The organism is Delftia acidovorans SPH-1 (assembly GCF_000018665.1).
GTDB lineage: Bacteria > Pseudomonadota > Gammaproteobacteria > Burkholderiales > Burkholderiaceae_C > Comamonas > Comamonas acidovorans.
The window spans coordinates 3,352,621-3,376,446 of sequence record NC_010002.1 but is presented as its reverse complement, the minus strand read 5'-3'; the positions used below and the strand labels follow the sequence as shown (position 1 = coordinate 3,376,446).

The 23,826-nt window shown below is 62.0% G+C and carries 18 protein-coding genes; 12 read left to right on the top strand and 6 right to left on the bottom strand.

The window, feature by feature from the left end:
- The first annotated feature begins 51 nt into the window (after positions 1 to 51).
- Positions 52 to 2,211: a TonB-dependent siderophore receptor gene (locus tag DACI_RS15375; protein ID WP_012204908.1), complete on the top strand. Its 2,160-nt coding sequence runs from the start codon at positions 52 to 54 to the stop codon at positions 2,209 to 2,211.
- A 36-nt stretch (positions 2,212 to 2,247) separates the two neighbouring features.
- On the opposite strand, the gene DACI_RS15370 is transcribed toward DACI_RS15375, so the two are convergent.
- Positions 2,248 to 3,198 (bottom strand): transglutaminase-like domain-containing protein, encoded by a 951-nt coding sequence (locus DACI_RS15370; protein WP_043781600.1) that lies wholly within the window; start codon positions 3,196 to 3,198, stop codon positions 2,248 to 2,250.
- Positions 3,199 to 3,425: 227 nt separating this feature from the next.
- Between DACI_RS15370 and DACI_RS15365 the strand changes: the two genes are divergently transcribed.
- The 7 genes from DACI_RS15365 (at position 3,426) to DACI_RS15345 (ending at position 13,032) form a co-directional block, all read left to right on the top strand.
- On the top strand, positions 3,426 to 4,112 hold the full coding sequence (locus DACI_RS15365) for a GntR family transcriptional regulator (protein ID WP_012204906.1): 687 nt from the start codon (positions 3,426 to 3,428) through the stop codon (positions 4,110 to 4,112).
- A 291-nt stretch (positions 4,113 to 4,403) separates the two neighbouring features.
- Positions 4,404 to 5,678 carry an HlyD family efflux transporter periplasmic adaptor subunit gene (locus DACI_RS15360; RefSeq protein ID WP_012204905.1) on the top strand — a complete coding sequence of 425 codons (1,275 nt, stop codon included), beginning with the start codon at positions 4,404 to 4,406 and terminating at the stop codon, positions 5,676 to 5,678.
- A gap of 359 nt (positions 5,679 to 6,037) precedes the next feature.
- Positions 6,038 to 7,057: a radical SAM protein gene (locus tag DACI_RS31270; protein WP_012204904.1), complete on the top strand. Its 1,020-nt coding sequence runs from the start codon at positions 6,038 to 6,040 to the stop codon at positions 7,055 to 7,057.
- Positions 7,054 to 7,950, top strand: a complete 897-nt coding sequence (locus DACI_RS31265; RefSeq protein ID WP_012204903.1) for a JmjC domain-containing protein — start codon at positions 7,054 to 7,056, stop codon at positions 7,948 to 7,950. Before DACI_RS31270 ends, DACI_RS31265 begins: the two co-directional genes overlap by 4 nt.
- A 65-nt stretch (positions 7,951 to 8,015) precedes the next feature.
- On the top strand, positions 8,016 to 9,491 hold the full coding sequence (locus tag DACI_RS31990) for a S41 family peptidase (protein ID WP_192812320.1): 1,476 nt from the start codon (positions 8,016 to 8,018) through the stop codon (positions 9,489 to 9,491).
- Entirely contained in the window at positions 9,488 to 11,578 is a 2,091-nt protein-coding gene (locus DACI_RS15350; RefSeq protein WP_157059653.1) for a peptidase domain-containing ABC transporter, read from the top strand. The genes DACI_RS31990 and DACI_RS15350 overlap by 4 nt, the downstream gene beginning before the upstream one ends.
- Before the next feature lie 200 nt (positions 11,579 to 11,778).
- Positions 11,779 to 13,032 carry a TolC family protein gene (locus DACI_RS15345; protein ID WP_192812319.1) on the top strand — a complete coding sequence of 418 codons (1,254 nt, stop codon included), beginning with the start codon at positions 11,779 to 11,781 and terminating at the stop codon, positions 13,030 to 13,032.
- Between the two features lie 24 nt (positions 13,033 to 13,056).
- Here DACI_RS15345 and DACI_RS15340 read toward each other — a convergent pair whose 3' ends face one another.
- From DACI_RS15340 to DACI_RS15330, 3 genes are read right to left on the bottom strand one after another with little or no spacing between them, the layout of a single operon-like run.
- Positions 13,057 to 13,473 (bottom strand): heme-binding protein, encoded by a 417-nt coding sequence (locus tag DACI_RS15340; RefSeq protein WP_012204899.1) that lies wholly within the window; start codon positions 13,471 to 13,473, stop codon positions 13,057 to 13,059.
- A gap of 37 nt (positions 13,474 to 13,510) precedes the next feature.
- Positions 13,511 to 16,597 carry an FAD-binding and (Fe-S)-binding domain-containing protein gene (locus DACI_RS15335; RefSeq protein ID WP_043781592.1) on the bottom strand — a complete coding sequence of 1,029 codons (3,087 nt, stop codon included), beginning with the start codon at positions 16,595 to 16,597 and terminating at the stop codon, positions 13,511 to 13,513.
- 8 nt (positions 16,598 to 16,605) lie between these two features.
- Entirely contained in the window at positions 16,606 to 17,295 is a 690-nt protein-coding gene (locus DACI_RS15330; protein WP_012204897.1) for a GntR family transcriptional regulator, read from the bottom strand.
- A gap of 158 nt (positions 17,296 to 17,453) precedes the next feature.
- Between DACI_RS15330 and DACI_RS15325 the strand changes: the two genes are divergently transcribed.
- The 4 genes from DACI_RS15325 to DACI_RS15310 all read left to right on the top strand — a co-directional run bounded on the left by DACI_RS15325 (position 17,454) and on the right by DACI_RS15310 (position 21,982).
- A complete protein-coding gene (locus DACI_RS15325; RefSeq protein WP_012204896.1) occupies positions 17,454 to 18,695 on the top strand; it encodes a pyridoxal-phosphate-dependent aminotransferase family protein in 1,242 nt (413 codons plus the stop codon).
- 105 nt (positions 18,696 to 18,800) lie between these two features.
- Positions 18,801 to 19,838 (top strand): Bug family tripartite tricarboxylate transporter substrate binding protein, encoded by a 1,038-nt coding sequence (locus tag DACI_RS15320; protein WP_012204895.1) that lies wholly within the window; start codon positions 18,801 to 18,803, stop codon positions 19,836 to 19,838.
- A gap of 11 nt (positions 19,839 to 19,849) precedes the next feature.
- A complete protein-coding gene (locus tag DACI_RS15315) occupies positions 19,850 to 20,440 on the top strand; it encodes a tripartite tricarboxylate transporter TctB family protein (RefSeq protein ID WP_012204894.1) in 591 nt (196 codons plus the stop codon).
- 27 nt (positions 20,441 to 20,467) lie between these two features.
- A complete protein-coding gene (locus DACI_RS15310; protein WP_012204893.1) occupies positions 20,468 to 21,982 on the top strand; it encodes a tripartite tricarboxylate transporter permease in 1,515 nt (504 codons plus the stop codon).
- Positions 21,983 to 21,985: 3 nt separating this feature from the next.
- Here DACI_RS15310 and DACI_RS15305 read toward each other — a convergent pair whose 3' ends face one another.
- A complete protein-coding gene (locus DACI_RS15305) occupies positions 21,986 to 23,029 on the bottom strand; it encodes a transporter (protein ID WP_012204892.1) in 1,044 nt (347 codons plus the stop codon).
- Between the two features lie 146 nt (positions 23,030 to 23,175).
- Positions 23,176 to 23,793, bottom strand: coding sequence for a hypothetical protein (locus DACI_RS15300; protein ID WP_012204891.1), 618 nt, complete (start codon positions 23,791 to 23,793; stop codon positions 23,176 to 23,178).
- Positions 23,794 to 23,826 lie beyond the last annotated feature (33 nt).

Here is a 23,826-nt window from a genome sequence, read left to right as displayed (position 1 = left end):
CACCCAGAGCACGCCCCACGGCACAGGTTTCCCAGCTCTCGACCATTGACCATGCCTATCCAAAGACTTTCGCGCACGGCAGTTGCGCATGCCGCCCTGCTTGCCCTGTGCGGCGCAGCCCACGCCCAGGCCCAGCCTGAAAATGTTCCCGAGGCCACGCTCGCCCCGGTCACCGTGAACGCAGGCGCCGAGAAGGAAAATCCCACCGGAGCCGTGGTGGGCTTCACCGCAAAGCGCGCCATTTCGGCCACCAAGACCGACACGCCGCTGATCGAGACGCCCCAGGCCATCAGCGTGGTCACGCGCGACCAGTTCGAGGCGCAGGGCGTGCAGACGCTGCGCCAGACCACGGCCTACAGCGCGGGCGTGGTGTCCAACTATTTCGACAGCCGGGTGGACAGCTTCTCGGCACGCGGCGGCAGCGTGAGCCAGTACCAGGACGGGCTGCTGCGCACCTACGGCACCTACAACACCAGCCGCCCCGACCCCTACACGCTGGAGCGCGTGGAGTTCCTGCGCGGACCCTCTTCCGTGCTCTACGGCCAGGGCAGCGTGGGCGGCGTGCTCAACCTGACCAGCAAACGCCCGCAGGCCGAGGCGCTGCGCGAGGTTCAGGTGCAGATGGGCAGCTACGGGCGCAAGCAGATCGCCACCGACCTGACCGGCGCCGTCACCGAAGACGGCCAGTGGCTGTACCGCCTGGTGGCCGTGGGCCGGGAAAGCGGCACCCAGGTGGACCATGTGAACGACGACCGCCTGGTCATCGCGCCCAGCCTGACCTGGCGGCCCAGCGCCGATACCTCACTCACGCTGCAGGCGCTCTACCAGAAAGACAAGAGCGGCTCGCTGATCGGCTTCTTCCCCTGGCAGGGCACTCGCCTGCCCAGCCCCTACGGCCAGATTCCCACCAGCACCTTCATCGGCGAGCCCGGCTGGGACTCGTTCGACACAGAGAACAAATCCTGGGGCTACCTGTTCAGCCACCGTCTGAACGCGGACTGGACCGTGCGCCAGAACCTGCGGCGCACCATCAGCGACGTGGACTACCGCTCCATATACACCAGCTTCACCGCCATCCCGGGCCAGGGCCGCCCTGCGCGCCCGGTCTTCAACCCCGACAACCGCAGCGTCTACCGCGATGCCTCCTGGCAGGTCAACGGCGGGCGCATGCTGGTGATCGACACGCAGCTCGAAGGCCGGCTGCGCTGGGGCACGGCCGAGCACACCGTGCTGGCCGGCATGGATGCGCAGCGCAACAGCACCAGCCAGTCCACCTGGCGCGGCCTGACCGCGCCGTTTGACGTCTACAACCCCGTATACGGCAACTTCACGCCGCCCACGGCCTCGCAGCTGGTGCGCCAGCCGGGCGTGTCGCAAAAGCAATTGGGCTTCTACGCCCAGGACCAGATCAAGTGGGGCCGCTGGACCGCCACCCTGGGCCTGCGCCACGACAGCGCGCAGACCGATACCGAAGGCCGGCCCGCCTCCGCCGTGGACGAGAAGGCCTGGACCAAGCGCGCAGGCGCCACCTACCAGATGGACGGTGGCTGGGCGCCCTACCTGGGCTACTCCGAGTCCTTCCAGCCGCTGGGCGGCGTGGATGTCTACGGCACGCCCTACAAGGCCCAGCGCGGCGAGCAATGGGAAGCCGGCGTGAAGTGGCAGCCGCCGGGCCAGGGCCTGTCGGCCTTTGCCGCCGTCTACACGCTGCGCGAGAAGAACCGCAAGACCACCGACCCGGCCAACCCGCTCAACAGCCTGCAGATCGGCGAGGTCAAGGTCAACGGCTTCGAGGCCGAGCTCACCGCCAGCCTGGCCCGCCACTGGGACGCCACCCTGGCCTATGCGTACACCGACGCCGTCATCTCGCGCAGCAATGGCGGCGACCAGGGCCAGCGCGTGACCAGCGTGCCGCGCCACACGGCGTCGGCCTGGCTAACCCACCGCTTTGCCAGCGAAGGGCGCGGCGGCTGGAGCCTGGGTGCCGGCGTGCGCTATACAGGTTCGCAGTGGACGGGCACCAGCCTGGTGGACACGCCTTCGGCCACCCTGCTGGACGCCATGGTGTCCTATGACGCCGGCCCATGGCGCCTGGCCTTCAACGTGGTCAACCTGACCGACAAGGTGCAGATCACGCAGTGCCTGGCACGCGGCGACTGCTTCTACGGCCAGCGGCGCACCTTTGCGGTGACGGGAACGCACCGCTTCTGAGAGCCGCCGCCGTGCGCCTTTCACAGCGCAGGCAGCTCAGGCAGGCAGCTGCCTGAAGCTCCTTCGGTCCGCCGTGCTGCCAAACGATGCGCAGCCCGACAGCACGGCGGGCGAAGGCGCGGTGGTCGACAGCGCCTCGCTGCACAGTCGGGGCAGCTGGCTGTGCTCGTCTTCCAGGGCCTGTGTCTGGATCATGGGGGCCATGGCCACCACGTTGCCGAAGATGGTGGCAAAGGCCACGTCGGCCGCGTCCCGGCCCGTGCCAAAGCGCATGAAGCCCATGGGAATGGCCGTGCCCGATGCATCGAACAGATACCACCTGTCGCCCAGGTAGGCTTCCACGTAGGCATGGAAATCGGGCGGTCCCAGTGCAGGATCGGCGCCGTAGTCCGTGCCGGTGGCGATGCGGGCGGGAATGTTCAGCGCACGGCACAGGGCGATCATCAGGTGCGTGAAATCGCGGCACACGCCCACCTGCTCCACCAGGGTATCGACGGCCGAGGTGGACGAGTTGCTGGTGGCAGAAGCGAAGGTCACCAGCTCCTGCACCCACTGCTGTATGGCCAGCACGCGCGAATAGCCGGGCGCCAGTTGGCCGAAATTGCGGAAGGCCAGCTGCATCAGCCGGTCGGACTGGCAGTAGCGGCTGGGGTAGATGTACGGCAGGACCTCCAGCGGGATGCAGCGCACCGGAACCTCGCCCAGCGCCGCCGGATCCTCGCGGTGGTGCGCGATGCAGACGGTGGCCTTGTAGGTCAGGTGCAGGGGGCCTGGGTTGGCATGCAGGCGCATGAAGCGGGTGGAGGTGGCGGGCTCGGTGGCAATGTCGGGCTCCACGGGCTGGCTGAGCACCAGACGCTCGTTCTCCACCGTCTGGTGGGAGGTATGGGCCGCATGGATGTTGAACACGAAATCGGCCCCGGCCGGATCGCGGATGTCATAAGCAAGATCCACCTGGATCTGCAGCCGGATCGCTGCGTTGGCCATTGTTTGTCCCTGGTTGGTGTGTCTGATCGGAACCATGGTGCGGGCAGCCACGCCCGCAGGCCGTAGGCCCCTGCTGAAAAGCCTGTAGTGCTTGGCAGGGACAGCGCGTGCGCCGGGCAGGAGGCCCGCCTGGGGTGCAAACTCGGCTAACATCGGCGCCGCCCCGCATGGCGCAATGCCTGTGGCGGGGGCATCCACCAGCCAGGAACAGCCAAGGAGACCGCTAGATGGCGGAGATCATCGAGATATCGCGGGCGGCGCTGCACGAGCAGGTGGCGGACCGTTTGCGGTCCATGCTCATCGAAGGGCGCATCGCCCCGGGCGCCAAGCTCAACGAGCGCGAGCTGTGCGAGCAGCTCGGCGTCTCGCGCACGCCGCTGCGCGAGGCCATCAAGCTGCTGGCCGCCGAAGGCCTGGCCGACCTGCTGCCCAACCGCGGCGCCATCGCCGTCAAGCTGAGCGAGGCCGATGTCATGCACGCCTTCGAGGTGCTGGCCGGCATCGAGGGCCTGTCGGGCGAACTGGCCGCCCAGCGCATCACCGACCAGGAATTCGCCGAGATCCGCGCCCTGCACTACGAGATGATGGCCAGCGTGGCGCGCGCCGACGTGTCTGCCTACTACCGGCTCAATGCCGCCATCCACGCGGCCCTGAACAGCGCCGCCAAGAACCCCGTGCTGACGGAGACCTTCCAGCGCATCAACAACCGCGTGCAGTCGCTGCGCTTTCGCACCAACCTGGACACGGCCAAGTGGAAACAGGCCGTCAAGGAGCACGAGGCCATGATCGAGGCCCTGGGCGCACGCGACGCCACGGCCCTGCGCGAGCTGCTGGTCACCCACCTGCACCACAAGCGCGATGCCGTGCTGGCCATGCTGCGCGCCGAGGCCCTGCAGCCGCGCAAGGCGCGCTGAAGCAAAAGGCCAAATCGGCCACCCGGCACCGCATTCGCCAGCTCTTTTACCTCACCACTGCGGCAAGGCTACGCCCAGCAGGACAGCCGCGCCTGTCAACAAGCGCACCCGTGAGAGTCTGGGCCCAAAGCCCTTTGCATTCATTCATCCAGTTCTATTCCTAGGAATTTTCTGTTAAATCGGTTCGTTCGCGAAATAATTCAGAATGATCTGATTGATTTTCTATTTTTATCGTGTGCTTAATCAGCAGCCATAGGTATTGCGCTAACGGTGCCAATGACTGAGAACACGATGAATGAGAAACAACGCACAAGCATTTTCCGCAAGGAAGCACTGCAACGATTTGAGCGACAGGAGCATGGCCCAATGCTGCTGGCACGCTCAAACCACAGCTGGCTACTGGTTAGCTTGGCTTTTGCCATTACTTTTTTCTGCACGCTTTATCTCTTCCTTGGCAGCTACAGGCCACGCGCTACTGTAAGTGGCATCCTGGTTCCAGCGGATGGCGCGATAAAGGTCATGGCGCCTGTCAACGGCATCGTGTCGGAGCTACGTATCCAGGAAGGCCAGCGGGTAAAACAGGGCGATGTCCTTTTTGTAATGGCGGACCAACGCTCACAGACAGGCAACCAGCAAACCACAAAAATCTCGGATTTACGCCTTGCCTCGCTGGCACAGCGTCAAGAAAGCCTGAAGCGACTCAGAACGACGACACAGCAACTGGGCATGACCAATGAAGCAGGTTTGCGCAGGCAGCACGACAATATCAACGAGGAACTTCAGCGCAATCAGCAAGAGCTGGACCTTTATGCTCGGCGGATCCAGGCTCTCTCGAAAATAGTCGCGAATCATCGAGAGCTGGCAGAAAAAAAATACATTTCACACTTGGAGCTTCAAAACAAGGAAGAACAACTATCTTCACTTGAAACACAACTGCTGGGCGCTCAACGCAGCCGTTCGCAGTTAACCAGAAGCTCCGCAAATCTCTTGAGTGAAATTCATCAGGCTCCCATCAAGGTGGCTGGGCAACTTGCTGAGATTGATCGTGATCTCGCAAGCCTGGAACTTGAAACCACGGAAATCGCGTCTCGCGATGGCTTTGCGATTACAGCGCCCATCTCAGGCCGCGTGACGGCCATCAATGCCAATCGTGGTCAGTCAGTATCTTCCCAGGCATTGGCTGTCATCGTTCCTGAGAATGCTCCCCTGATGGCGCATCTTTTCGCCCCCTCCAAAGCACTGGGTTTCGTCCAGTCCGGGCAGTCAGTCCGATTGAGGTACGAGCCCTATCCTTATCAAACCTACGGCATGCACGAGGGAATAGTCTTGGAAGTCTCCAATAGCCCATTAAGACCCGAGGATTTTGCCATTCTGTCAACCACAATCAAACAGGAGGGAATGTACCGTGTCACTGTAAAAATCAAGAGCCAAATCATTACCAAGAACGGAAAGCAGACAACGCTATTTCCCGGAATTGCACTCGAAGCAGACATCCAGCAGGACAAACGTCGCTTGATCGATTGGATACTGGCACCCATCAGAGGTAACGCCAATCGACATCTATGAATAGACTACTTCTTGCCTGTATTTCGATCAGCAGGATGTATTTGCCACAACACTTGCCAAAGGAAGAACAATGGTAAACAAAAACCCTGTCACGTTAGCAATCGACGCTCTGAAATTTGATGAATTTGGAATATACGCGGTTACAGAAGTTTTGACAGATGATGAGCTTGACTTCATCAATGGAGGAGCACTACAAAGTCTTAACATCATCTGCCCTAACGCCATCTGCCCACAAAACAGGCAAAACTCCATTTGCGGAGAGGACAATGACTTCAATATCTAAATAAATTCTTCAAAAAAGCCGAAATAAACTCGGCTTTCATATTAAGAGAAAATTGATAAAAATTAAGAGGATTATTTTGAAAAATGAAATTCACAATCAATTGATCGCCTCTGTGGATCCAAAATATTTGGAACTTACCCTTCTTCCCACGGAGCAATGCAATTTTCGCTGCACCTATTGCTACGAAGACTTCTCGATTGGAAGAATGAGTAAAAAAACGATTGATTCCATAAAAAACTTCTTGAACAACAGAATCAGCACTCTAACACAATTAAACCTTCAATGGTTTGGAGGAGAGCCTTTGGCAGCAAAATCCATCATGTACGAGATCAGTGATTTCGCACAGAAATTATGTATAAAACACAAAGTCATTTTCAGAGGGTCCATAACAACAAATGGATATTTGATGGACATGACAACCGTCAGGCGCTTGCACGAACTTAGCCAATGCAGCTATCAAATATCTCTGGATGGGCTCGGCCCTGTTCACAATGTCACAAGAAGACTGGCGTCTGGAGGCGGCACCTTTGATCGTATTCTTAAAAATCTGAAGGCTATTCGTGACAGTGAATTATCTTTTTCTGTTCTTCTACGCATTCATCTTTCAGTGGATAACCATGAGTCATTGAAAGATTTGGTAAAAATGCTCCGTAGTGAATTCTTACATGACAGCAGATTTTCCGTCTTTCTCAAACCAATAGAAAATCTTGGTGGGCCCCACAGCAAAAAAATACGCTCGCTCAATGACCAGGATCGGCGATCTCTCAAGAATGACCTCGAACATTTGCTACGTATGGACAACTCAGAGCGAGAAAAATCTCTAAATAACAATCCTCAAATATGTTACGCCAGCAGGCCCAATTCTCTGGTGATACGTGCAGATGGGAGGGTACAAAAATGCACGGTACTACTTTCTGACAAGCGGAACACAGTGGGGAACCTCACTCCCGAGGGAAAAATCAATCTTGATCACTCCTTGATGGGAGACTGGATGCAAGGCTATGCGACAGGTGATTTTAAAGCACTGAGTTGTCCCGCAATAGCCATTACTCAAGCCAAAACCTCGAAAACCATTCCAATCATCCGGATCTCATGAAAAATCTCATCAATTTTGACCTCACCAAAGAGGCCTTCAATGAAGGCATTGCAGATCGCAACATCCATCTGGTGCGCGGTGCAGTGGAACCAATGCTTTTCAGTTGGTCTGATATGGATTCAGCACTCTACTATAGCGATATCACCCCGCCCTTTATGCACCTGCACAAAAATGGAATTATTCCATCAGAGATGTACATAGAAGAATTCAAAGCAGGCAGTCGCACAATGCAACGACTAGACACGCACGCAGTGCAATCCTTACTTAAAACAGGAGCGACCGCCATACTTAATCGCATAGACAACAGGCAGGAATTGGTGCGCAGGCTGTGCGAGGAGGTAGCCAGCTTCACCAATGCAGAAACCACCGCAAATGCATATCTCGCCTTCTCGGGAGAAGGAAGCTTTGGCTCGCATTGGGACACACATGACGTCATGGCCATTCAATTGATTGGCAAGAAGCATTGGCGTGTTTATGCCCCAACGTATAAATCGCCTCTACCTGGGCAAACCTCCAAATCTTTCGATTCCACTTGTCCCACGGACCCCATTTTTGACGGTGTTCTAGAAGCTGGTGATTTGCTCTACGTCCCAAGAGGCTGGTGGCATGAGGTGCTACCTATCGGAGAAACCCTTCATGTCGCAATTGGAATATACCCACCCCATGTTCTAAATTATGTGGCTTGGTTTTTAGAAAAAAATATAAAACACCACGAAGAACTCAGAAAAACGCTCAGATCTTGCACGACGACAAAGGAAGTAGTCTCAAATGCCTGCCATGTTCTAACCGAAGGGCTTAACGATCCTGAAGTTCTCAAAGCATTCATGGATGACGTAAATAAAGAAATGGTAAAGCCTAGAGTACCATTTTCACTAAAATCCTTATCAATATAGATACATCATACCCAAATTTCCTCAATCGCATGACTAAAGCAATATTTCCACTAATCGCAATCATCATGCAATTCATTCTCAATCCATCGGCACATGCACATCCATCTGAGATGGTGACTCATAAAAACAGCATGCATAAAACCATTGAAGAGTGGGATAAAGTCGCCATTCGAGACATCAAGAAAGTCCACGATATCATCAGCGAAACACATCCAGCCAAGTTGGACGAAGAAAATCTTGAATTCAATCACTGGCTGGAGTTCGGATATCAAAAATCCCTCTTACTTGCCGGACGAAGCAGATCTAAAGAGCAAGCCTGGGCTGCAGTTAATTATTATCTAACCGGATTCATGGATGAACATTTGACAGCGGGAAGAGTATTAAGTCAATCAAGCCACCTTTATTGGGCAGGATTTGTAATGAGTTACAAAAATGGCCGATACTTTGCCACATCAAAAGCCAACGTTTGGCCCGTGGATTTGCCGCAGATAGGTGATGAGATCATATCTTGTGATGGAGTTGACATTACTGAAATTCTGCGCAGTAAGGTTGCACCATTTGTGGACAGGCGAACGTATTTGGATAACACGCTTGAAAAACTCTCAAGATACATGACCTTGGAGCAATCCCATCACCCTCTCTGGGATCCTTTGCGGCCCATGAGCTGCATTATCCAGAAACCCGATGGCGAAAGGCACGAAATTTCCTTGCTTTGGAAAAAGCAAACAGATAATACGAAAATCGGACGCCAACCAGCTCCACAGCAGGGTATGCATCAGATAAAAAAAGGTGTTTACTGGATACATGCCTCCAATTTCATGCTGGATGCTGAGGCATTCATCAAATTCGAGAGTCTGCTCAACGAAGTGCGAGCGCTAGGTTCTGCTGACGCAGTCGTACTTGATACACGGGGAAACAATGGAGGAGACTCCTCGGTTGGGTCCCGTTTATTGCGAGCCTTGTTGAAAAGCAACACACCTCTGCTTAACGAGGCCAGAGCATATTGGCGTGTATCACCCTTGGCCATGGAAACTTTGAAAGCCCACAGCACATCCGCTCTGCAGATTGAAGGCAGGGAGAGCACAAGATACAAATGGCTAGATGGACTGAGTGAATCCATGGCCACGGCCGCCCGGCGCGGTGAGAATTTCATAGAGCAAGCTCATGGTTCAGCAATAGATGATGAAGACACGGGTCAAGAGGTGCCACCATTCCAGGGAAAACTTATTTTGATAACCGATTCATATTGCAACAGTGCTTGCCTTGATTTTGTTGACGAGGTCATGAGTGTTCCGGGAGCCTTGCATGTTGGCAGCACAACCAATGCTGATACCCGTTATATCGACGTTGGGTCAGTGATGCTTCCCAGCGGTCTCAAATTATGGGTTCCCCTCAAAGTATGGGTAGGCAGACGCCGACAGGACAATGTGCCCTATGTTCCGCAGATCAAGTACCACCAGGATCTTGATGACACCAAAGCAGTGCAGGACTGGGTTCTCGGTTCCGTTCTCCCAGTGGCCTCAAGAATCGGAAAACCGTGAGCACCTATCTGCAAACCACATTGAGTGAATGCGGAATGGCTTGCGTAGGCCACGTCGCGGCACACCATAAGAATGCATTTTCCATGAACGAATTGCGTACACGCTTTGCCGTATCGATTCGTGGAACAAGCCTGCGCGACCTCATACGCATGGGAGAGGTTCTTGGCCTGGGTGCCCGGGCGGTGCGCATGGATCTTCAGGGCTTGACCAAGCTGACCCTGCCCTGCATCCTTCATTGGGACCTGACCCACTTCGTGGTGCTGACCAAGGTTTCACGCCGCAAGATCACCATTCATGACCCGGCCAAGGGCTTGCGCACTTTGCCCCTAAAAGAGGCCAGCGAGCATTTCACAGGTTTTGCCTTGGAAATGTGGCCGACACCGGCCTTTCAGCAGATCAAGCCGAAGCCACCCATCAGCTGGCGGGATTTGATGGGTCCCATCATCGGCCTCAGGCGCAGCCTGCTTCAATTGCTCTTGCTGGCTGCTGCCCTGCAAGTGGTGGCCCTCATCCTGCCTTTGTTCACGCAGTGGTTGATGGACGGCCCCGTCGTTTCTGGCGAGCTTGATCTCATAGGAGTCATCGCCATCGGCTTTGTACTGTTGACTGTAGTGCGCACGGTGCTGGAGTGGACACGCGGCTGGCTGGGGATCGTTGCTACGTATCAGCTCGGCATCCAATGGTCTTCGCGCATCGCGCGGCACCTGTTCAAGCTTCCGATGCATTGGTACGAAGTCCGCCACACCGGTGACGTGCTGTCGCGCTTCCAGTCTGCCAACAATATCCAGCAGACCGTGACGGGCAAGCTGGTGGATATCGTGCTTGATGCCCTGTTTGCCATCATCACCGGGGTCGTGATGTTGATCTACAGCCCACTGCTGGCTGCTGTGGCCGTGTTCACCATCGTGGCCTATGCGGCCATACGCCTGTCCACACATGGGGCATTTCATCGGCTCAGCGACGAAGCGCTGGTTCATGAAGCAACAGCACAAAGCCATTTTCTGGAAAGTCTGCGCGCCATGCAGAGCGTCAAGATCGCGGGCTTGGAGGCACATCGCGCATCCGACTGGGCCAACCGCATGGTGCAGGCGTCCAACAGGCGCATGCTCAGCAACCGTATGACGCTGACCTTCGGGTCGAGCTACAGCCTGCTGTTTGGCTTGGAAACCGTGGCCGTGCTTGCGGCAGGTGCGTACATGACCATCGAGGGCGCATTGACGGTTGGCATGTTGATGGCCTTCATTGCCTACAAAAATGAGTTTTCCTCCAGGATGCAGCGGTTCATCGACAACATGATGTCGATGCGCATGCTGCGGCTGCATGTGGAGAGGCTGTCCGACATCGTGCTGACCGAGCCTGAAAAGACCGCAGGCACCTTACCTGAGCAGTTCGACTCCAGAGGCTGGGCACCGCCTGAAATCCATCTGGACAAGGTGAGCTTCCGGTACGCCGAAGGCGGTCCATGGGTGTTGAAGGATATCGACCTGAAGCTGCATGCAGGGGAACATGTAGCCATCGTTGGCCCGACCGGATGCGGCAAGACGACACTGGCCAAGATCATCTTGGGCTTGCTGGAGCCGACCTCGGGAACCGTTCGGGTAGATGGGCAGCCGCTGAGCTACCTTGGCTTGTCGAACTGGAGGCGGCGCATTGGCGTCGTGATGCAGGACGATCAGTTGTTCTCTGCAAGCCTCAAGGAAAATATTGCGGGACTGGATGGCGTGATCGACATGGGGCGGGTCCAAGCTGCAGCACGGGCAGCTTTCATCCATGACGATATTCTTGCCATGCCGATGGGTTACGACACGCTCAATGGGGACATGGGCAACACCTTGTCCGGAGGCCAAAAGCAACGCCTTCTGCTGGCCAGGGCCTTGTACCGTGAACCCTGTGTGCTGGTTCTGGACGAAGCCACCAGCCACCTGGATGTGGAGCGCGAACAGCAGGTCAACGAATCCATTGGCCGACTGCCTGTGACACGTATCACGATTGCACATCGTCCTGACACGATTGCCATGGCTGAGCGCGTGATTGACATCACACGATTGCATGCAAGCGCCATTGCCGTGGAGGCAGCCGTTCCATGAGCCGACCTCCCGTCTTGCTCTGCAACTGCCCATGGCGATGCTTGCTGCTCTGTATAGCTGGCTGCCTGGCCGCGCTACTGAGCGTGGTACCGATGTGCACTCTGGCATCGACGGACATCTTTCAGGCTGAGGAGAGGGTTGTTCAGCCCCTAACAGCCATCGCACGGCCTGGATCGCCAACACCCTGCATCTTTGCTGCGATGCCCGACCCTTTGCCTGTCGCCGAGGCCGTGGAACGCATGCTTTGCAATGATCCCAACGTGCGTCTGGCATGGGCTCAAACCCGCGCGCAAGCAGCCCAGGTCGGACTCAAACAGTCGGCTTACTTGCCAAGGCTGAACGCACAACTAGACGCCAGACAGGCACACAGCGAGATCCAGCGCGCAAGCGGTGGCTCGGGCGGCAGCAGGCAAACCTACACCGGCGCCGTCAACCTCCATTGGGTGGTGCTGGATTTCGGAGCCCGCGAAGCAGCGCTGGAGACTGCACGACAGCTGTTGCGCGCCGCAAATGCCTCCGGGCAGGCTGCTGTACAGCAAGCATTCCTGCGCTCGGTGCAGTTGTACTATCAGGCGCAGTCGCTCCAAGAACGCCTGCAAGCGGCGCGGCAGGTTCTGGATCTGGCGGATGAAAACCACCAGGCGGCAAACGCCAAGTACCAGGTGGGGGCAGCAGCCTTGTCCGACATGCTGCAGGCGAAGACGGCACTATCTCGAGCCAGCCTCAGAGTGACGCGTATCCAGGGTTCGCTTGAACAGGTACTCGGCGATATGGCCTTGTTGATGGGGCAATCTGCAGATCTTCCGCTGCGCGTCGAGACCCTTTCTGCTCCTCAGCCAGACTTGAGTTTCGTTGTTGCACTGGACGAACTACTGGCAATCGCCCAGCAGACGCACCCCACCCTGAGGGCCGCACAGGCCAGACTGAGTGCCGCGCAGTCGGCTGTGCAAGAAAGCCGAGCTTATGGTCGGCCCAATGTCGCGCTGACAGCGAGCATCAACCGTTCGCGCAGCATGCAACCGCCAGCCTTGGGCTCTGACTTCCGTCAGTCGGATAGCAGCCTGGGCCTTCTGCTGAACATCCCGCTGTTTGACGGGATGGAGCGCGAATACCGCATACGCGATGCGCAAGCCCGTGCAGCTGAAAGCACAGCAGCCATGGAAGACACACTTCAACGGATTTCACGCGACGTATGGCTTAACTACCAAACGCTGAAGACCGAGACCGAAAGCCTTCAACGTGCCAGTGAAATCGAAGACCAGTCGCGACAGGCGCTTGAAGTCGTTCGAGGCCGGTACCGTGCCGGCGTGGGCAACATGACGGAATTGCTCAACGCCATGAATGCCTTCACTGATGCGCAAGAACTTCATATCTCGACATTGAACAGTTGGAGGATCTCTCGGATAGGCTTGGCCGGCAGCCTGGGCCGATTGGGCTTTTGGTCGCTGGATTGAAGCGTTCTACGCCCGCCAGCGCCCTTACTCCTTTAGAACTTGTAGCGCCGCAATCCCCGCCCGCGCCACCTCCGCATCCTCGGCCGGCTTCACCCCGCTGACGCCCACGGCGCCCAGGCAGTGGCCCTCACTGGTGATGGGCACGCCGCCTTCCAGCAGGCCTTGCAGCGCGGGCACGCTCAGGTAGGCGGTACGGCCACCATTGATCATTTCCTCATAGAGCCGACTTTCCTTGCGGCCCAGTGCTGCGGCGTGGGCCTTGGCCGGCGCGATGTGGGCCGAGGCCGGTGCCGCGCCGTCCAGGCGCTGCAGCCACAGCAGGTGGCCGCCGTCATCGGCGATGGCGATGCTGACGGCCCAGCCGCGCGCCGTGGCATGCGCCTCGGCGGCCTGGGCGATGGTCTTGATGTCCTGGAGGTCCAGGCAGGGCTTGTGCTTCATGGGAGTGCCTTGTCTTGTGCGGTAGGGAGGATGGCGGTCAGCGGGCGTCCAGCAGGCTTTCCAGCAGCCGCGCCACATGCACGGCTTCGCGCGCCGCGCCGTCGGCGATCTGGTGGCGGCAGCTGGTGCCGTCGGCCACGACGATGGCCTCGGGGCGCTGGCGGATGGCCGGCAGCAGGGCCGCCTCGGCCATGTCCATGGAGACCTGGTGGTGGCTGGCCTCGTAGCCGAAGCTGCCGGCCATGCCGCAGCAGGAGCTTTCGATGAGCTCGGGCTGGGCGCCGGGAATCAGCCGCAGCACGTCGAGGATGGGGCTGACGGCGCCGAAGGCCTTCTGGTGGCAATGGCCGTGCACGAGGATGGGCGCCTCGGCGGCGCGCAGCGGCAGCGCGAAGCGGCCGGCCTTCACTTCACGGGCAATGAATTCCTCGAACAGCAGGGCCTGGGCGGCAACGGCCTGTGCAGGCTCGCCAAGGCCCATGACCAGGGCTTCGTCGCGCAGGGTCAGCAGGCAGGAGGGCTCCAGGCCGACGATGGGGATGCCGGCCCGGGCCAGGGGCGCCAGGGCGTTGATCAGCGCACCGGCGCTGGCCTTGGCCTGCTCGACCATGCCGGTGGCCAGGTAGGTGCGGCCGCAGCAGTGGTGGCCGCCCCCCTCTTTGGCGGACTTGCTGGCGGTGTGCAGCGCATAGCCGGCCGCCTGCAGCACGCGCGCGGCGGCCAGGGCGTTTTCGCTCTCGAAGGTGCCGTTGAAGGTGTCCACGAAGAGCACGGCCACGCGCTCGCCGGCCGCCGCGCGGGCCAGGGCCTGGTCGCGGTCAAGAAAGGTATGTGCTTCGGGCGCGCGCCAGAAGGTGTCGCTGCGCCAGGCCGGCAGCGAGCGCCTGGCGGACAGGCCCAGCAGTTTTTCGCCCAGTTGGCGCAGCACGGGCAGGCGGTTGCGCAGGTTCAGCAGCCAGGGCATGCGGCTGGCCGTGGCGGCGTAGCGCGGCAGATGGGCGACCAGCCGGTCCTTGAGCGTGTGGCCATGGCGGGCCTTGTAGTGGGCCAGGAATTCCACCTTCATGCGGGCCATGTCCACGCCCGTGGGGCAGTCGCGCCTGCAGCCCTTGCAGCCCACGCACAGGTCCATGGTGTCGTGCAGGGCCTCGCTGGTGAAGGCATCCGGCCCCAGCTGGCCCGAGATGGCCAGGCGCAGGGTGTTGGCGCGGCCGCGCGTCAGGTGCTGCTCGTCGCGCGTGACGCGGTAGCTGGGGCACATGGTGCCGGCGTCGAACTTGCGGCAGTGGCCGTTGTTGTTGCACATCTCCACGGCCTTGGCAAAGCCGCCGGTGACGTCGCCGCCCGTGCCGGGTGCCGTGGTGATTTCGGTGACCGGGTCGGCCTGCACGTTCCAGGCCGACCAGTCGAGCACGGGCGTGATGGGAACGCGCCGGTAAGGCCGGGGCGTATCGGCGGGCGCGAAGCGGAACAGCCGGCCATCGTCCATCTTCGGCGTATCGATGATCTTGCCGGGGTTGAAGAGGCTGTCCGGATCGAAATGCTGCTTGATGGCGCGCAGGGCCTCGGTGATGGCGGGCCCGAACTGCCAGGCAATCCACTCGCCGCGGCACAGCCCGTCGCCGTGCTCGCCGCTGAAGGCGCCCTTGTATTTGCGCACCAGTTCGGCAGCTTCCTCGGCAATGGCGCGCATGCGCGCCGCGCCGTCGGTGCGCATGTCCAGGATGGGCCGCACATGCAGCGTGCCCACGGAGGCATGGGCGTACCAGGTGCCCCGGCTGCCATGGCGCGCGAACACTTCGGTGAGCGCGTCGGTGTACTCGGCCAGGTGCTGCAGCGGCACGGCGCAGTCCTCGATGAAGCTCACGGGCTTGCCATCGCCCTTGAGGCTCATCATGATGTTCAGCCCCGCCTTGCGCACTTCCCAGAGGTTTTTCTGGGCCGCTTCCTCGGGCATTTCCACCACGCTGCCGGGCAGGCCCAGCTCGCCCATCAGCTCCACCAGCTGGCGCAGCCGCGCCAGCAGCGCGGCACGGTCGTCGCCGGCGAATTCCACCAGCAAGATGGCAGCCGGGCGGCCGATGAGGGCGGTTTCTATGGTGGGCTTGAAGGCCGGGTTGGCCAGGCCCAGCTCGATCATGGTGCGGTCCACCAGCTCCACGGCCGTGGGTCCCAGCTTCACGATGTGCTGGGCCGAGTCCATGGCCGCGTGGAAGGTGGGGAAGTTGACCACGCCCAGCACCTTGGCGCGCGGCAGCGCGCTGAGCTGCAGGGTGAGCGAGCGCGTGTAGGCCAGCGTGCCCTCGGCGCCTATCAGCAGATGGGCCAGGTTGACGCTGCCGTCGGCCGTGTAGGGCCGCTCGCTCTGGTTGTCGAAGATGTCGAGGTTGTAGCCCGCCACGCGGCGCATGACCTTGGGCCAGTGCGCGTGGATTTCCGCCCGGTGCTGTTGCGCCAGCCCGTGCACGAATTGCGCAATGCGCGCCGCGCGGCCCGTGGCCTGGGCGACGGGGCCGAAGTCCAGCAGCTCGCCATCGGCCATCCAGGCGCGGGCGCCGCGCACGTTGTGCACCATGTTGCCGTAGGCAATGGAGCGCGAGCCGCAGGAGTTGTTGCCCGCCATGCCGCCCAGCGTGGCCTGGGCGCTGGTCGATACGTCCACCGGATACCACAGGCCGAGCTTCTTGAGCCGGGCGTTGAGGTGGTCCAGCACCAGGCCGGGCTCGACCTCGGCCGTGCCTGCATCAGGGTCCACCGAGAGGATGTTGCGCAAATGCTTGCTGTTGTCGATCACCAGGGCCGCGCCCGTGGTCTGCCCGCACTGGCTGGTGCCGCCGCCGCGCGGCAGCACGGGCACCTTCAGCTCGCGGGCGATCTGCAGGGCCGTGGCGATGTCTTCTTCGCAGGTGGGCACGAAGACGCCCACCGGCATGATCTGGTAGATGGAGGCATCGGTGGCATAGCGCCCGCGCGAGGCGGCGTCGAACAGGACCTGGCCGCGCGTGTCCGAGCGCAGGCGGCGCGCCAGCATCTGGCTGACATCGTCGGGCGGCAGCACGGTGCCGGGGGCGGGCACGGTGTCGTCGGGGGAAGCGGCAAGGCGGTGCGTGGATTCCATCAGCATGGCGGCTCTCATTCGTTCATGGTTCGTGGGTAGATCTGGCCTGCCTTGAGCAGGGCGATGACGGTGTCGCGCTTGTGCTCCAGGTGGGCCACCAGCACCTGGCGCAGCGCGGCGGCGTCGCGCGCCTGCAGCGCCTCCAGCATGCGTTCGTGTTCCTGGACGGCGCGTTTCCACTTGGCCGCGTCCTGGTTGGTGCGAAAGCGCAGCGACTGCACGCGGGCGTTGATGCGGCCATAGGTCTCGGCCAGCACGGGGTTGGCGGCGGCGCGGTTGATGGCCGAGTGGATCAGCGCATTGAGCCGGTAGTAGCCGGACAGGTCCTGGCGCGCATGGCTGGCCAGCATCTCGAAGTGCAGGGCCCGCACCTCGGCCAGTTGCTGCTCGCTGATGCGCTGCGCGGCCAGCTCGCCCGACATGCCCTCCAGCCCCGCCAGCACCTCGAAGGTCTGCAGCACATCGGCCTCGCCCAGGCGCACGGCCACGGCGCCGCGGTTGGGCACCAGGTCCACCAGCCCTTCGGAGGCCAGCAGCTTGATGGCCTCGCGCAGCGGCGTGCGCGAGACGCGCAACTGCTCGCACAGCGCGCGCTCGTTGAGCTTGGCACCGGGCGGTATGCGCCCCTCCACCAGCCAGGTGCGCAGCCGAGCCGCCACCTGGTCATGCAGGGCAAGCCGCGAAATCTCGATGATCTCCGCCATGGATTCTCCTGGTCGAATGAATTTTGCATTCATTTTTACGCAAGCATTTCTCAAGGCATTCATGGTTATCACCAAGGCATTTATGAATTTTGAATGCAAAAATTCGCAAGCACCCTTTCCCGCAGACCGACCTGGCATTTCCTTGAAAAGGACGCACCATGCTCACGCTCGACAACCATCCCACGGGCCGCCACTTCCTCCAGATCCCCGGCCCCAGCCCGGTTCCCGACCGCATCCTGCGGGCCATGAGCCTGCCCACCATCGACCACCGGGGGCCGGAGTTCGGCCAGCTCGGCCTCAAGGTGCTGGCCGGCATCCAGCAGGTCTTCAAGACCCGGCATCCGGTGGTGATCTATCCGGCCTCCGGCACGGGCGCCTGGGAGGCGGCCCTGATCAACACGCTCAGCCCTGGCGACCATGTGCTGATGTTCGAGACCGGCCACTTCGCCTCGCTGTGGCAGAAGATGGCCACGCGCCTGGGCCTGTCCACCGAGTTCCTGTCCTATGGCGGCTCCGATGAGCACCTGCCCCAGGCGCCAGGCTGGCGCCATGGCGTGCAGGCCGGCCTGATCGAGGCACGGCTGCGCAAGGACACGGAGCGCCGGATCCGCGCCGTGTGCGTGGTGCACAACGAGACCTCTACGGGCGTGACCTCGGACATCGCCGCCGTGCGCCGGGCCATCGACGCGGCGGGCCACCCGGCCCTGCTGCTGGTGGACACCATCTCGGGCCTGGCCAGCGCCGACTACCGCCATGACGAATGGGGCGTGGACGTGACCATCAGCGGCTCGCAAAAGGGCCTGATGCTGCCGCCCGGCATCAGCTTCAACGCGCTGTCGCCACGCGCGCTGGAGGCCGCCAAAAGCGCGAAGCTGCCCAAGTCGTTCTGGGCCTGGGACGAGATCGTGGAGATGAACCAGACCGGCTACTGGCCCTACACGCCCAACACCAACCTGCTGTACGCCCTGTCCGAATCACTGGACATGCTGCTGGCCGAAGGGCTGGACACGGTGTTTGCGCGCCACCAGCGCTGGGCGGCCGGCGTGCGCGCCGCCGTCCAGGCCTGGGGCCTGCCCATCCAGTGCGCCGATCCGCAGGTCTACTCGCCCGTGCTCACCGGCGTGATCACGCCCGAAGGCGTGGATGCCGACGCCCTGCGCCGCCTGATCCACACGCGCTTCGACCTGTCGCTGGGCGCGGGCCTGGGCAAGCTCAAGGGCCGCATGTTCCGCATGGGCCACCTGGGCGACAGCAACGACCTCACGCTGCTGGCCATGGTGGCGGGCGTGGAGATGGGTCTGAAGCTGTCCGGCATCCGGCTGGCCGGCAGCGGCGTGCAGGCGTCCATGGACTACTTCGCTGCCCACGCCGCAGCCGGTGCGCTGCGCAAGGCCGCCTGAACCCATCGGCCCCGCGCCGAAAACCCTTGGCAGAGCCGGAGCACATGGCTCGCCCCCTTGATCGTGGATTGCACCAATACCAGGAAATAACAGGAGACAAGAGACATGACATCGCCCCGCAACCGCCTGGCGGCAACTGCCGTCGCCACCCTCGCCGCCACCGCCGCCATCACCCTCGCCGCCCCTGCCGCCTGGGCGCAGTGGAAGCCCGCCAAGTCCGTCGAACTCGTCGTGCCGTTCTCGGCCGGCGGCGCCTCGGACCAGATGGCACGCGTGATCCAGGCCATCGTCACCAAACACAAGCTGATCGAGCAGCCCGTGGTCATCCTCAACAAGGCCGGCGCCTCCGGCGCCGAGGGCATTCTGGACGTCAAGGCCTCGGCGCGCGACCCGCACAAGCTGCTGGTGGCATCCACGGCCATCTTCACCCTGCCCATGGCCACGGCCCTGCCCTTCCAGTGGCGCGACCTGAATCCCGTGGCCATGATTGCCCAGGACCAGTTCGTGCTCTGGGTCAATGCCGAGACCGGCTACCAGACGCCCGCCGACTACCTGGCCGCCGCGCGGCAGGCCGGCGGCAAGTTCAAGATGGGCGGCACCAGTTCCAAGCGCGAGGACCAGATCATCACGGCCAACATGGAACAGGCCGCCGGCGTGAAGTTCACCTACATCCCCTACAAGGGCGGCGGCGAGGCCAGCACCCAGCTGGTGGGCAAGCACATCGACTCCAACGTCAACAACCCCAGCGAGTCCATGGCGCAGTGGCGCGCGGGCCAGGTGCGGGCGCTGTGCGTGTTCGACACGCAGCGCATCGAGTACACGGCCAAGGTCACGGGCAGCCAGGCGCTGTCGGACATCCCCACCTGCAGGGAGCAGGGCCTGGACGTGCAATACACTATGCTGCGCGGCTTCTTCCTGCCGCCCGGCACCACGCCCGAGCAGGCGCAGTTCTATGCAGGCGTGATGCAAAAGGTGGTGGCCACGCCCGAGTGGAAGGAGTACCTGGAGAAAAACGCGCTCAAGCCCGAGTACATGACGGGGCAGGCCTTCGTGGACTTCCTGGCCAAGGACGAGACGCGCCACCTCGACATCATGAAGAAGGCCGGTTTCCTGTCGGCCAGCGTGGCCGCCGCCGCCAAGTGAGGAGCCGCGCCATGGACACCGCCATCCACCTTGCCCCGCCCTCCTCCAATGCAGCGGCAGCAGCAGCAGCCCCGGCCCAGCCCTCCAGCGCGGCCACCGAATCCATCCCCGCCACCGAAGCCCAGGCCCCCGGCCTGTCCCGCCGCCATGTGGAGTACGGCGTGGCCGCCGTGCTGCTGGCGCTGGCCGTGCTCGTGGTCTGGGACAACCAGCGCATTGGCGCGGGCTGGAGCGACACCGGCCCGCAGGCCGGCTACTTCCCGCTGCGCGTGGGCGCCGTGCTGGGCATCTGCGCCATCGCCGTCTTCGTGCAGGCGCTGCGCAGCCGCAGCCAGGAGCAGTTCGCCAGCTGGCTGCAGCTCAGGCGCGTGGCCCAGGTGCTGCTGCCGCTGACGGCCTACATCGCCGTGATCGCGCCGCTGGGCATCTACGCGGCCTCGGTGCTGTTCATCACGGGCTTCATGGTGTTTGCGGGCCGCTATCCCTGGTGGAAGGCCGTGGCGCTGTCGGGCTTCACCAGCGTGCTGCTGTTCTACGTCTTCGAGATCCAGTTCAAGGTGCCCCTGCCCAAGGGTCCGCTTGAAGCCTGGCTCGGCTATTGACCCCTGTCGCCGCCACGGAGCAACACCATGGACGAACTCCAATACCTCGCGCACGGCTTCGCGGCCGTCACCACCTGGCAGAACACGGGGCTGATGCTCACGGGCATCCTGCTGGGCATCGTGGTCGGCGTGCTGCCGGGCCTGGGCGGCCCCAACGGCGTGGCCATCCTGCTGCCGCTGACCTTCGGCATGTCGCCCACCTCGGCCATCATCCTGCTGTCTTGCATCTACTGGGGGGCGCTGTTCGGCGGCGCCATCACCTCGGTGCTGTTCAACATCCCGGGCGAGGCCTGGTCGGTGGCCACCACCTTCGACGGCTATCCCATGGCCCAGCAGGGCCACGCCGGGGCCGCGCTGACCACGGCCTTCACGGGCTCGTTCATCGGCGCCATCTCGGGCGTGATGCTGATCACCTTCCTGGCGCCGGTCGTGGCCTCGTTCGCGCTGCAGTTCGGGCCGCCGGAGTTCTTTGCGGTCTTCTTCCTGACGTTCTGCTCCTTCATCGGCATGGGCAAGGAGCCCAAGGCAAAGATCGTGGCCGCCATGGCCGTGGGCCTGCTGCTGGCGGCCGTGGGCATGGACACCATCTCGGGCGACCTGCGCATGACCTTCGGCTCAACGGAGTTGCTGCGCGGCTTTGATTTCCTGGTGGTGGTGATCGGCCTGTTCGGCATCAGCGAGATCCTGATGACCATCGAGGAAGGCCTGGCCTTCAAGGGCAAGAAGGCCTCCATCGACCTCAAGGTGGTGTTCAGGACCTGGGCCCAGCTGCCGCGCTACTGGCTGACCATGCTGCGCTCGGCCCTGGTGGGCTGCTGGATGGGCGTGACGCCCGGCGGCGCCGTGGCGGCCAGCTTCATGGGCTACGGGCTGGCCAAGAAGTTCTCGCGCGACCCCGACAGCTTCGGCAAGGGCACCCCCGAAGGCGTGCTCGCCCCCGAGACCGCCGCCCACGCGGCCGGCACCTCGGCCCTGCTGCCCATGCTGGCCCTGGGCATTCCGGGCTCGGCCACGGCGGCCGTGCTGCTGGGCGGGCTGATGATCTGGGGCTTGCAGCCCGGCCCGCTGCTGTTCACCGAGCAAAAGGACTTCGTCTGGGGCCTGATCGCCAGCATGTACCTGGGCAACATCGCCGGCCTGGTCATCGTCATGGCCACCGTGCCGCTGTTCGCCGCCATCCTGCGCGTGCCGTTTTCCATCGTCGCGCCCATGATCCTCATGGTCTGCGCCATCGGCGCCTTCACCGTGCACGGCAATGCCACGGACATCTGGCTCATGCTGGTCTTCGGCGTGGTCGGCTACGTGTTCAAGAAGCTCGACTATCCGCTGGCGCCCATGGTGCTGGCCATCGTGCTCGGCGACCGCATGGAAGACGCCTTCCGCCAGAGCATGCTCTCCAGCCAGGGCGCGCTGGGCATCTTCTGGCACAACGGCCTGTCGGGCACCATCACCACGCTGGCCTTGCTGATGCTGGTGTGGCCGCTGCTGGGCAAGTTGCGGGCGATGGCGTTCGGGGCGAGGGCAAGGGCTGTGGCGGCCTGAGCCCTAATCCCTGTACCGCTTCTTGCGAAACGCCAGCCAGGCGGCGATGACGGTGAAGGCGATCACGATGGACACCACGATCCAGAAGCCGTGCTCGTGCTCTGCCAGCGGTATGCCGCCCACGTTCATGCCGAACAGGCCGGCCAGGATGTTGATGGGCAGGGCCAGCACGGTGACCACGGTCAGCACGAAGAGGCTGTTGCTGTTGTCCTCGTTCACGGCGGCGGCCACTTCTTCCTGCAGCAGCTTGATGCGGTCCTGCAGGGTCTGCATGTCGCGCAGCATGAGCGAGAACTCCTCGCTGGCGGCGGCCAGGCCGCGGCGGTCGTCCTCGCCCATCCAGGCGGGGGGCTGCTGCAGCAGGCGGAACAGCGCGGCCGGCTCGGGCGCCAGCAGGCGCTGCAGGCGCACCAGCAGCCGGCGCAGCCGGCCCAGGTGGGCGCGCGGATGGTGGTAGCGCTGCGCGATGATGGCGTCTTCGATGTCGTCCACGCGCGCCGTGGTCTCGCGCACCACCTTGACCAGCACGTCGGCCTGGGTGCGCATCAGGTGTTCCAGCAGCTCGGCGGTGCTGGCGGGGCTGTCGCCCTGGCGCACGCCGGCACGCAGCGCATCGACCGAGCGCAGGGGCTGGGTGCGCGCGGTGACGACCAGGCGCTCGTCCAGGCAGATCCACAGCGTGGCGATGTCGGCCGACTCGAAGTTGAACTCGAAATTCACATCGTTGAGCACGGCGACCAGGGAGTCATCGGAGCGCTCGATGCGCGTGGAGGCCAGGCCCTCGCGCAGCGTGGTGTAGAAGACTTCGGGCAGCGCGGCGTGGCGCTGCAGCCAGCGCAGGGACTGGGTATTGGCCAGGTTGAAGTGCAGCCACAGGAAGTCGCGCCGGCCGGGCTCGGTGAGCGGACGCTCTGCGCCCAGCCACTGCGCGGCCGACTGTGCCGTCATGGCCTCCACACGCCGCTGCGTGTCGCAGAAAAACCGCCAGCCGCAGATCAGGCCTGCGTCTTCATTGGCCTGGGCCAGGGGGGAGGCTGCGTCAGTCATGGATGGGTGGGGCACCTGCGGGGAGTGGCCTGCGCGGGCCGGACAAGTGCGGGATTCTTGGCCGCCTCCATGACAGAGGTGTGACAACTGTCACGGAGTCGTCATCCGATGTGCCTGCCCCCCCAGTCGGGGGTGCGGGGCAGGCCTCAGCACATCACGACATTCTCCAGCGTGAACGACAACGGCGTGGACCCGGCGCCCGCACCGCCGCCTCGCATCACGATGTCGGCGCGCGAGATGCCCAGCAGGGAGATCTCGGTGTTGATGTCGCCCAGGATGGCCGAGTTCATGACCTGGCCCTGTTCGATCTGCGAGACCACCCCGATCCAGATGGTGGGCTTGAATTCGAACACGGCCTTTTGCTGGGGGGCAATCGCGGTCTTGACGGCCAGCAGCCGGCCGTCCTTGTAACAACTGGCATTGATGGCGCCCCGGGGCAGCGAGTTGAGCACCTGCACTTCGTTGGAGCTTGCGCCATAGCCTGCGGGCGCCAGGCGATCGCCGCTGCTGCTCAGGGACAGCTGGAACTGCTGGCCGAACTGCGCCTCCAGCTGAGGCGTGTGGTTGCCATAGCTGTCGCTGGCACCGACCTGCAGGCCCAGCGGGAAGGTGAACGGGTGGTTGTCGCCCTGGCCGCAGTACTTGATGACCCGCCATGCCACGGCCAGTTCCTCGAAATCGCTGGCCACGTTTTTCTGGAAGATGACGATCTGCGAGTTGTTTGCGTCGTTCGATTGATTGACGAAGTTGAGTTGAACGCCCATGCATCTCTCCTGATGAATCAAAAAAGCGCTGCG

Excerpts from the sequence above, each read along its gene's own strand:
- DACI_RS15375 (WP_012204908.1), top strand. The coding sequence starts at position 52 with ATGCCTATCCAAAGACTTTCGCGCACGGCAGTTGCGCATGCCGCCCTG.
- DACI_RS15370 (WP_043781600.1), bottom strand. The coding sequence starts at position 3,198 with ATGGCCAACGCAGCGATCCGGCTGCAGATCCAGGTGGATCTTGCTTAT.
- DACI_RS15365 (WP_012204906.1), top strand. The coding sequence starts at position 3,426 with ATGGCGGAGATCATCGAGATATCGCGGGCGGCGCTGCACGAGCAGGTG.
- DACI_RS15360 (WP_012204905.1), top strand. The coding sequence starts at position 4,404 with ATGAATGAGAAACAACGCACAAGCATTTTCCGCAAGGAAGCACTGCAA.
- DACI_RS31265 (WP_012204903.1), top strand. The coding sequence starts at position 7,054 with ATGAAAAATCTCATCAATTTTGACCTCACCAAAGAGGCCTTCAATGAA.
- DACI_RS31990 (WP_192812320.1), top strand. The coding sequence starts at position 8,016 with ATGCAATTCATTCTCAATCCATCGGCACATGCACATCCATCTGAGATG.
- DACI_RS15345 (WP_192812319.1), top strand. The coding sequence starts at position 11,779 with ATGCCCGACCCTTTGCCTGTCGCCGAGGCCGTGGAACGCATGCTTTGC.
- DACI_RS15340 (WP_012204899.1), bottom strand. The coding sequence starts at position 13,473 with ATGAAGCACAAGCCCTGCCTGGACCTCCAGGACATCAAGACCATCGCC.
- DACI_RS15335 (WP_043781592.1), bottom strand. The coding sequence starts at position 16,597 with ATGCTGATGGAATCCACGCACCGCCTTGCCGCTTCCCCCGACGACACC.
- DACI_RS15330 (WP_012204897.1), bottom strand. The coding sequence starts at position 17,295 with ATGGCGGAGATCATCGAGATTTCGCGGCTTGCCCTGCATGACCAGGTG.
- DACI_RS15325 (WP_012204896.1), top strand. The coding sequence starts at position 17,454 with ATGCTCACGCTCGACAACCATCCCACGGGCCGCCACTTCCTCCAGATC.
- DACI_RS15320 (WP_012204895.1), top strand. The coding sequence starts at position 18,801 with ATGACATCGCCCCGCAACCGCCTGGCGGCAACTGCCGTCGCCACCCTC.
- DACI_RS15315 (WP_012204894.1), top strand. The coding sequence starts at position 19,850 with ATGGACACCGCCATCCACCTTGCCCCGCCCTCCTCCAATGCAGCGGCA.
- DACI_RS15310 (WP_012204893.1), top strand. The coding sequence starts at position 20,468 with ATGGACGAACTCCAATACCTCGCGCACGGCTTCGCGGCCGTCACCACC.
- DACI_RS15305 (WP_012204892.1), bottom strand. The coding sequence starts at position 23,029 with ATGACTGACGCAGCCTCCCCCCTGGCCCAGGCCAATGAAGACGCAGGC.
- DACI_RS15300 (WP_012204891.1), bottom strand. The coding sequence starts at position 23,793 with ATGGGCGTTCAACTCAACTTCGTCAATCAATCGAACGACGCAAACAAC.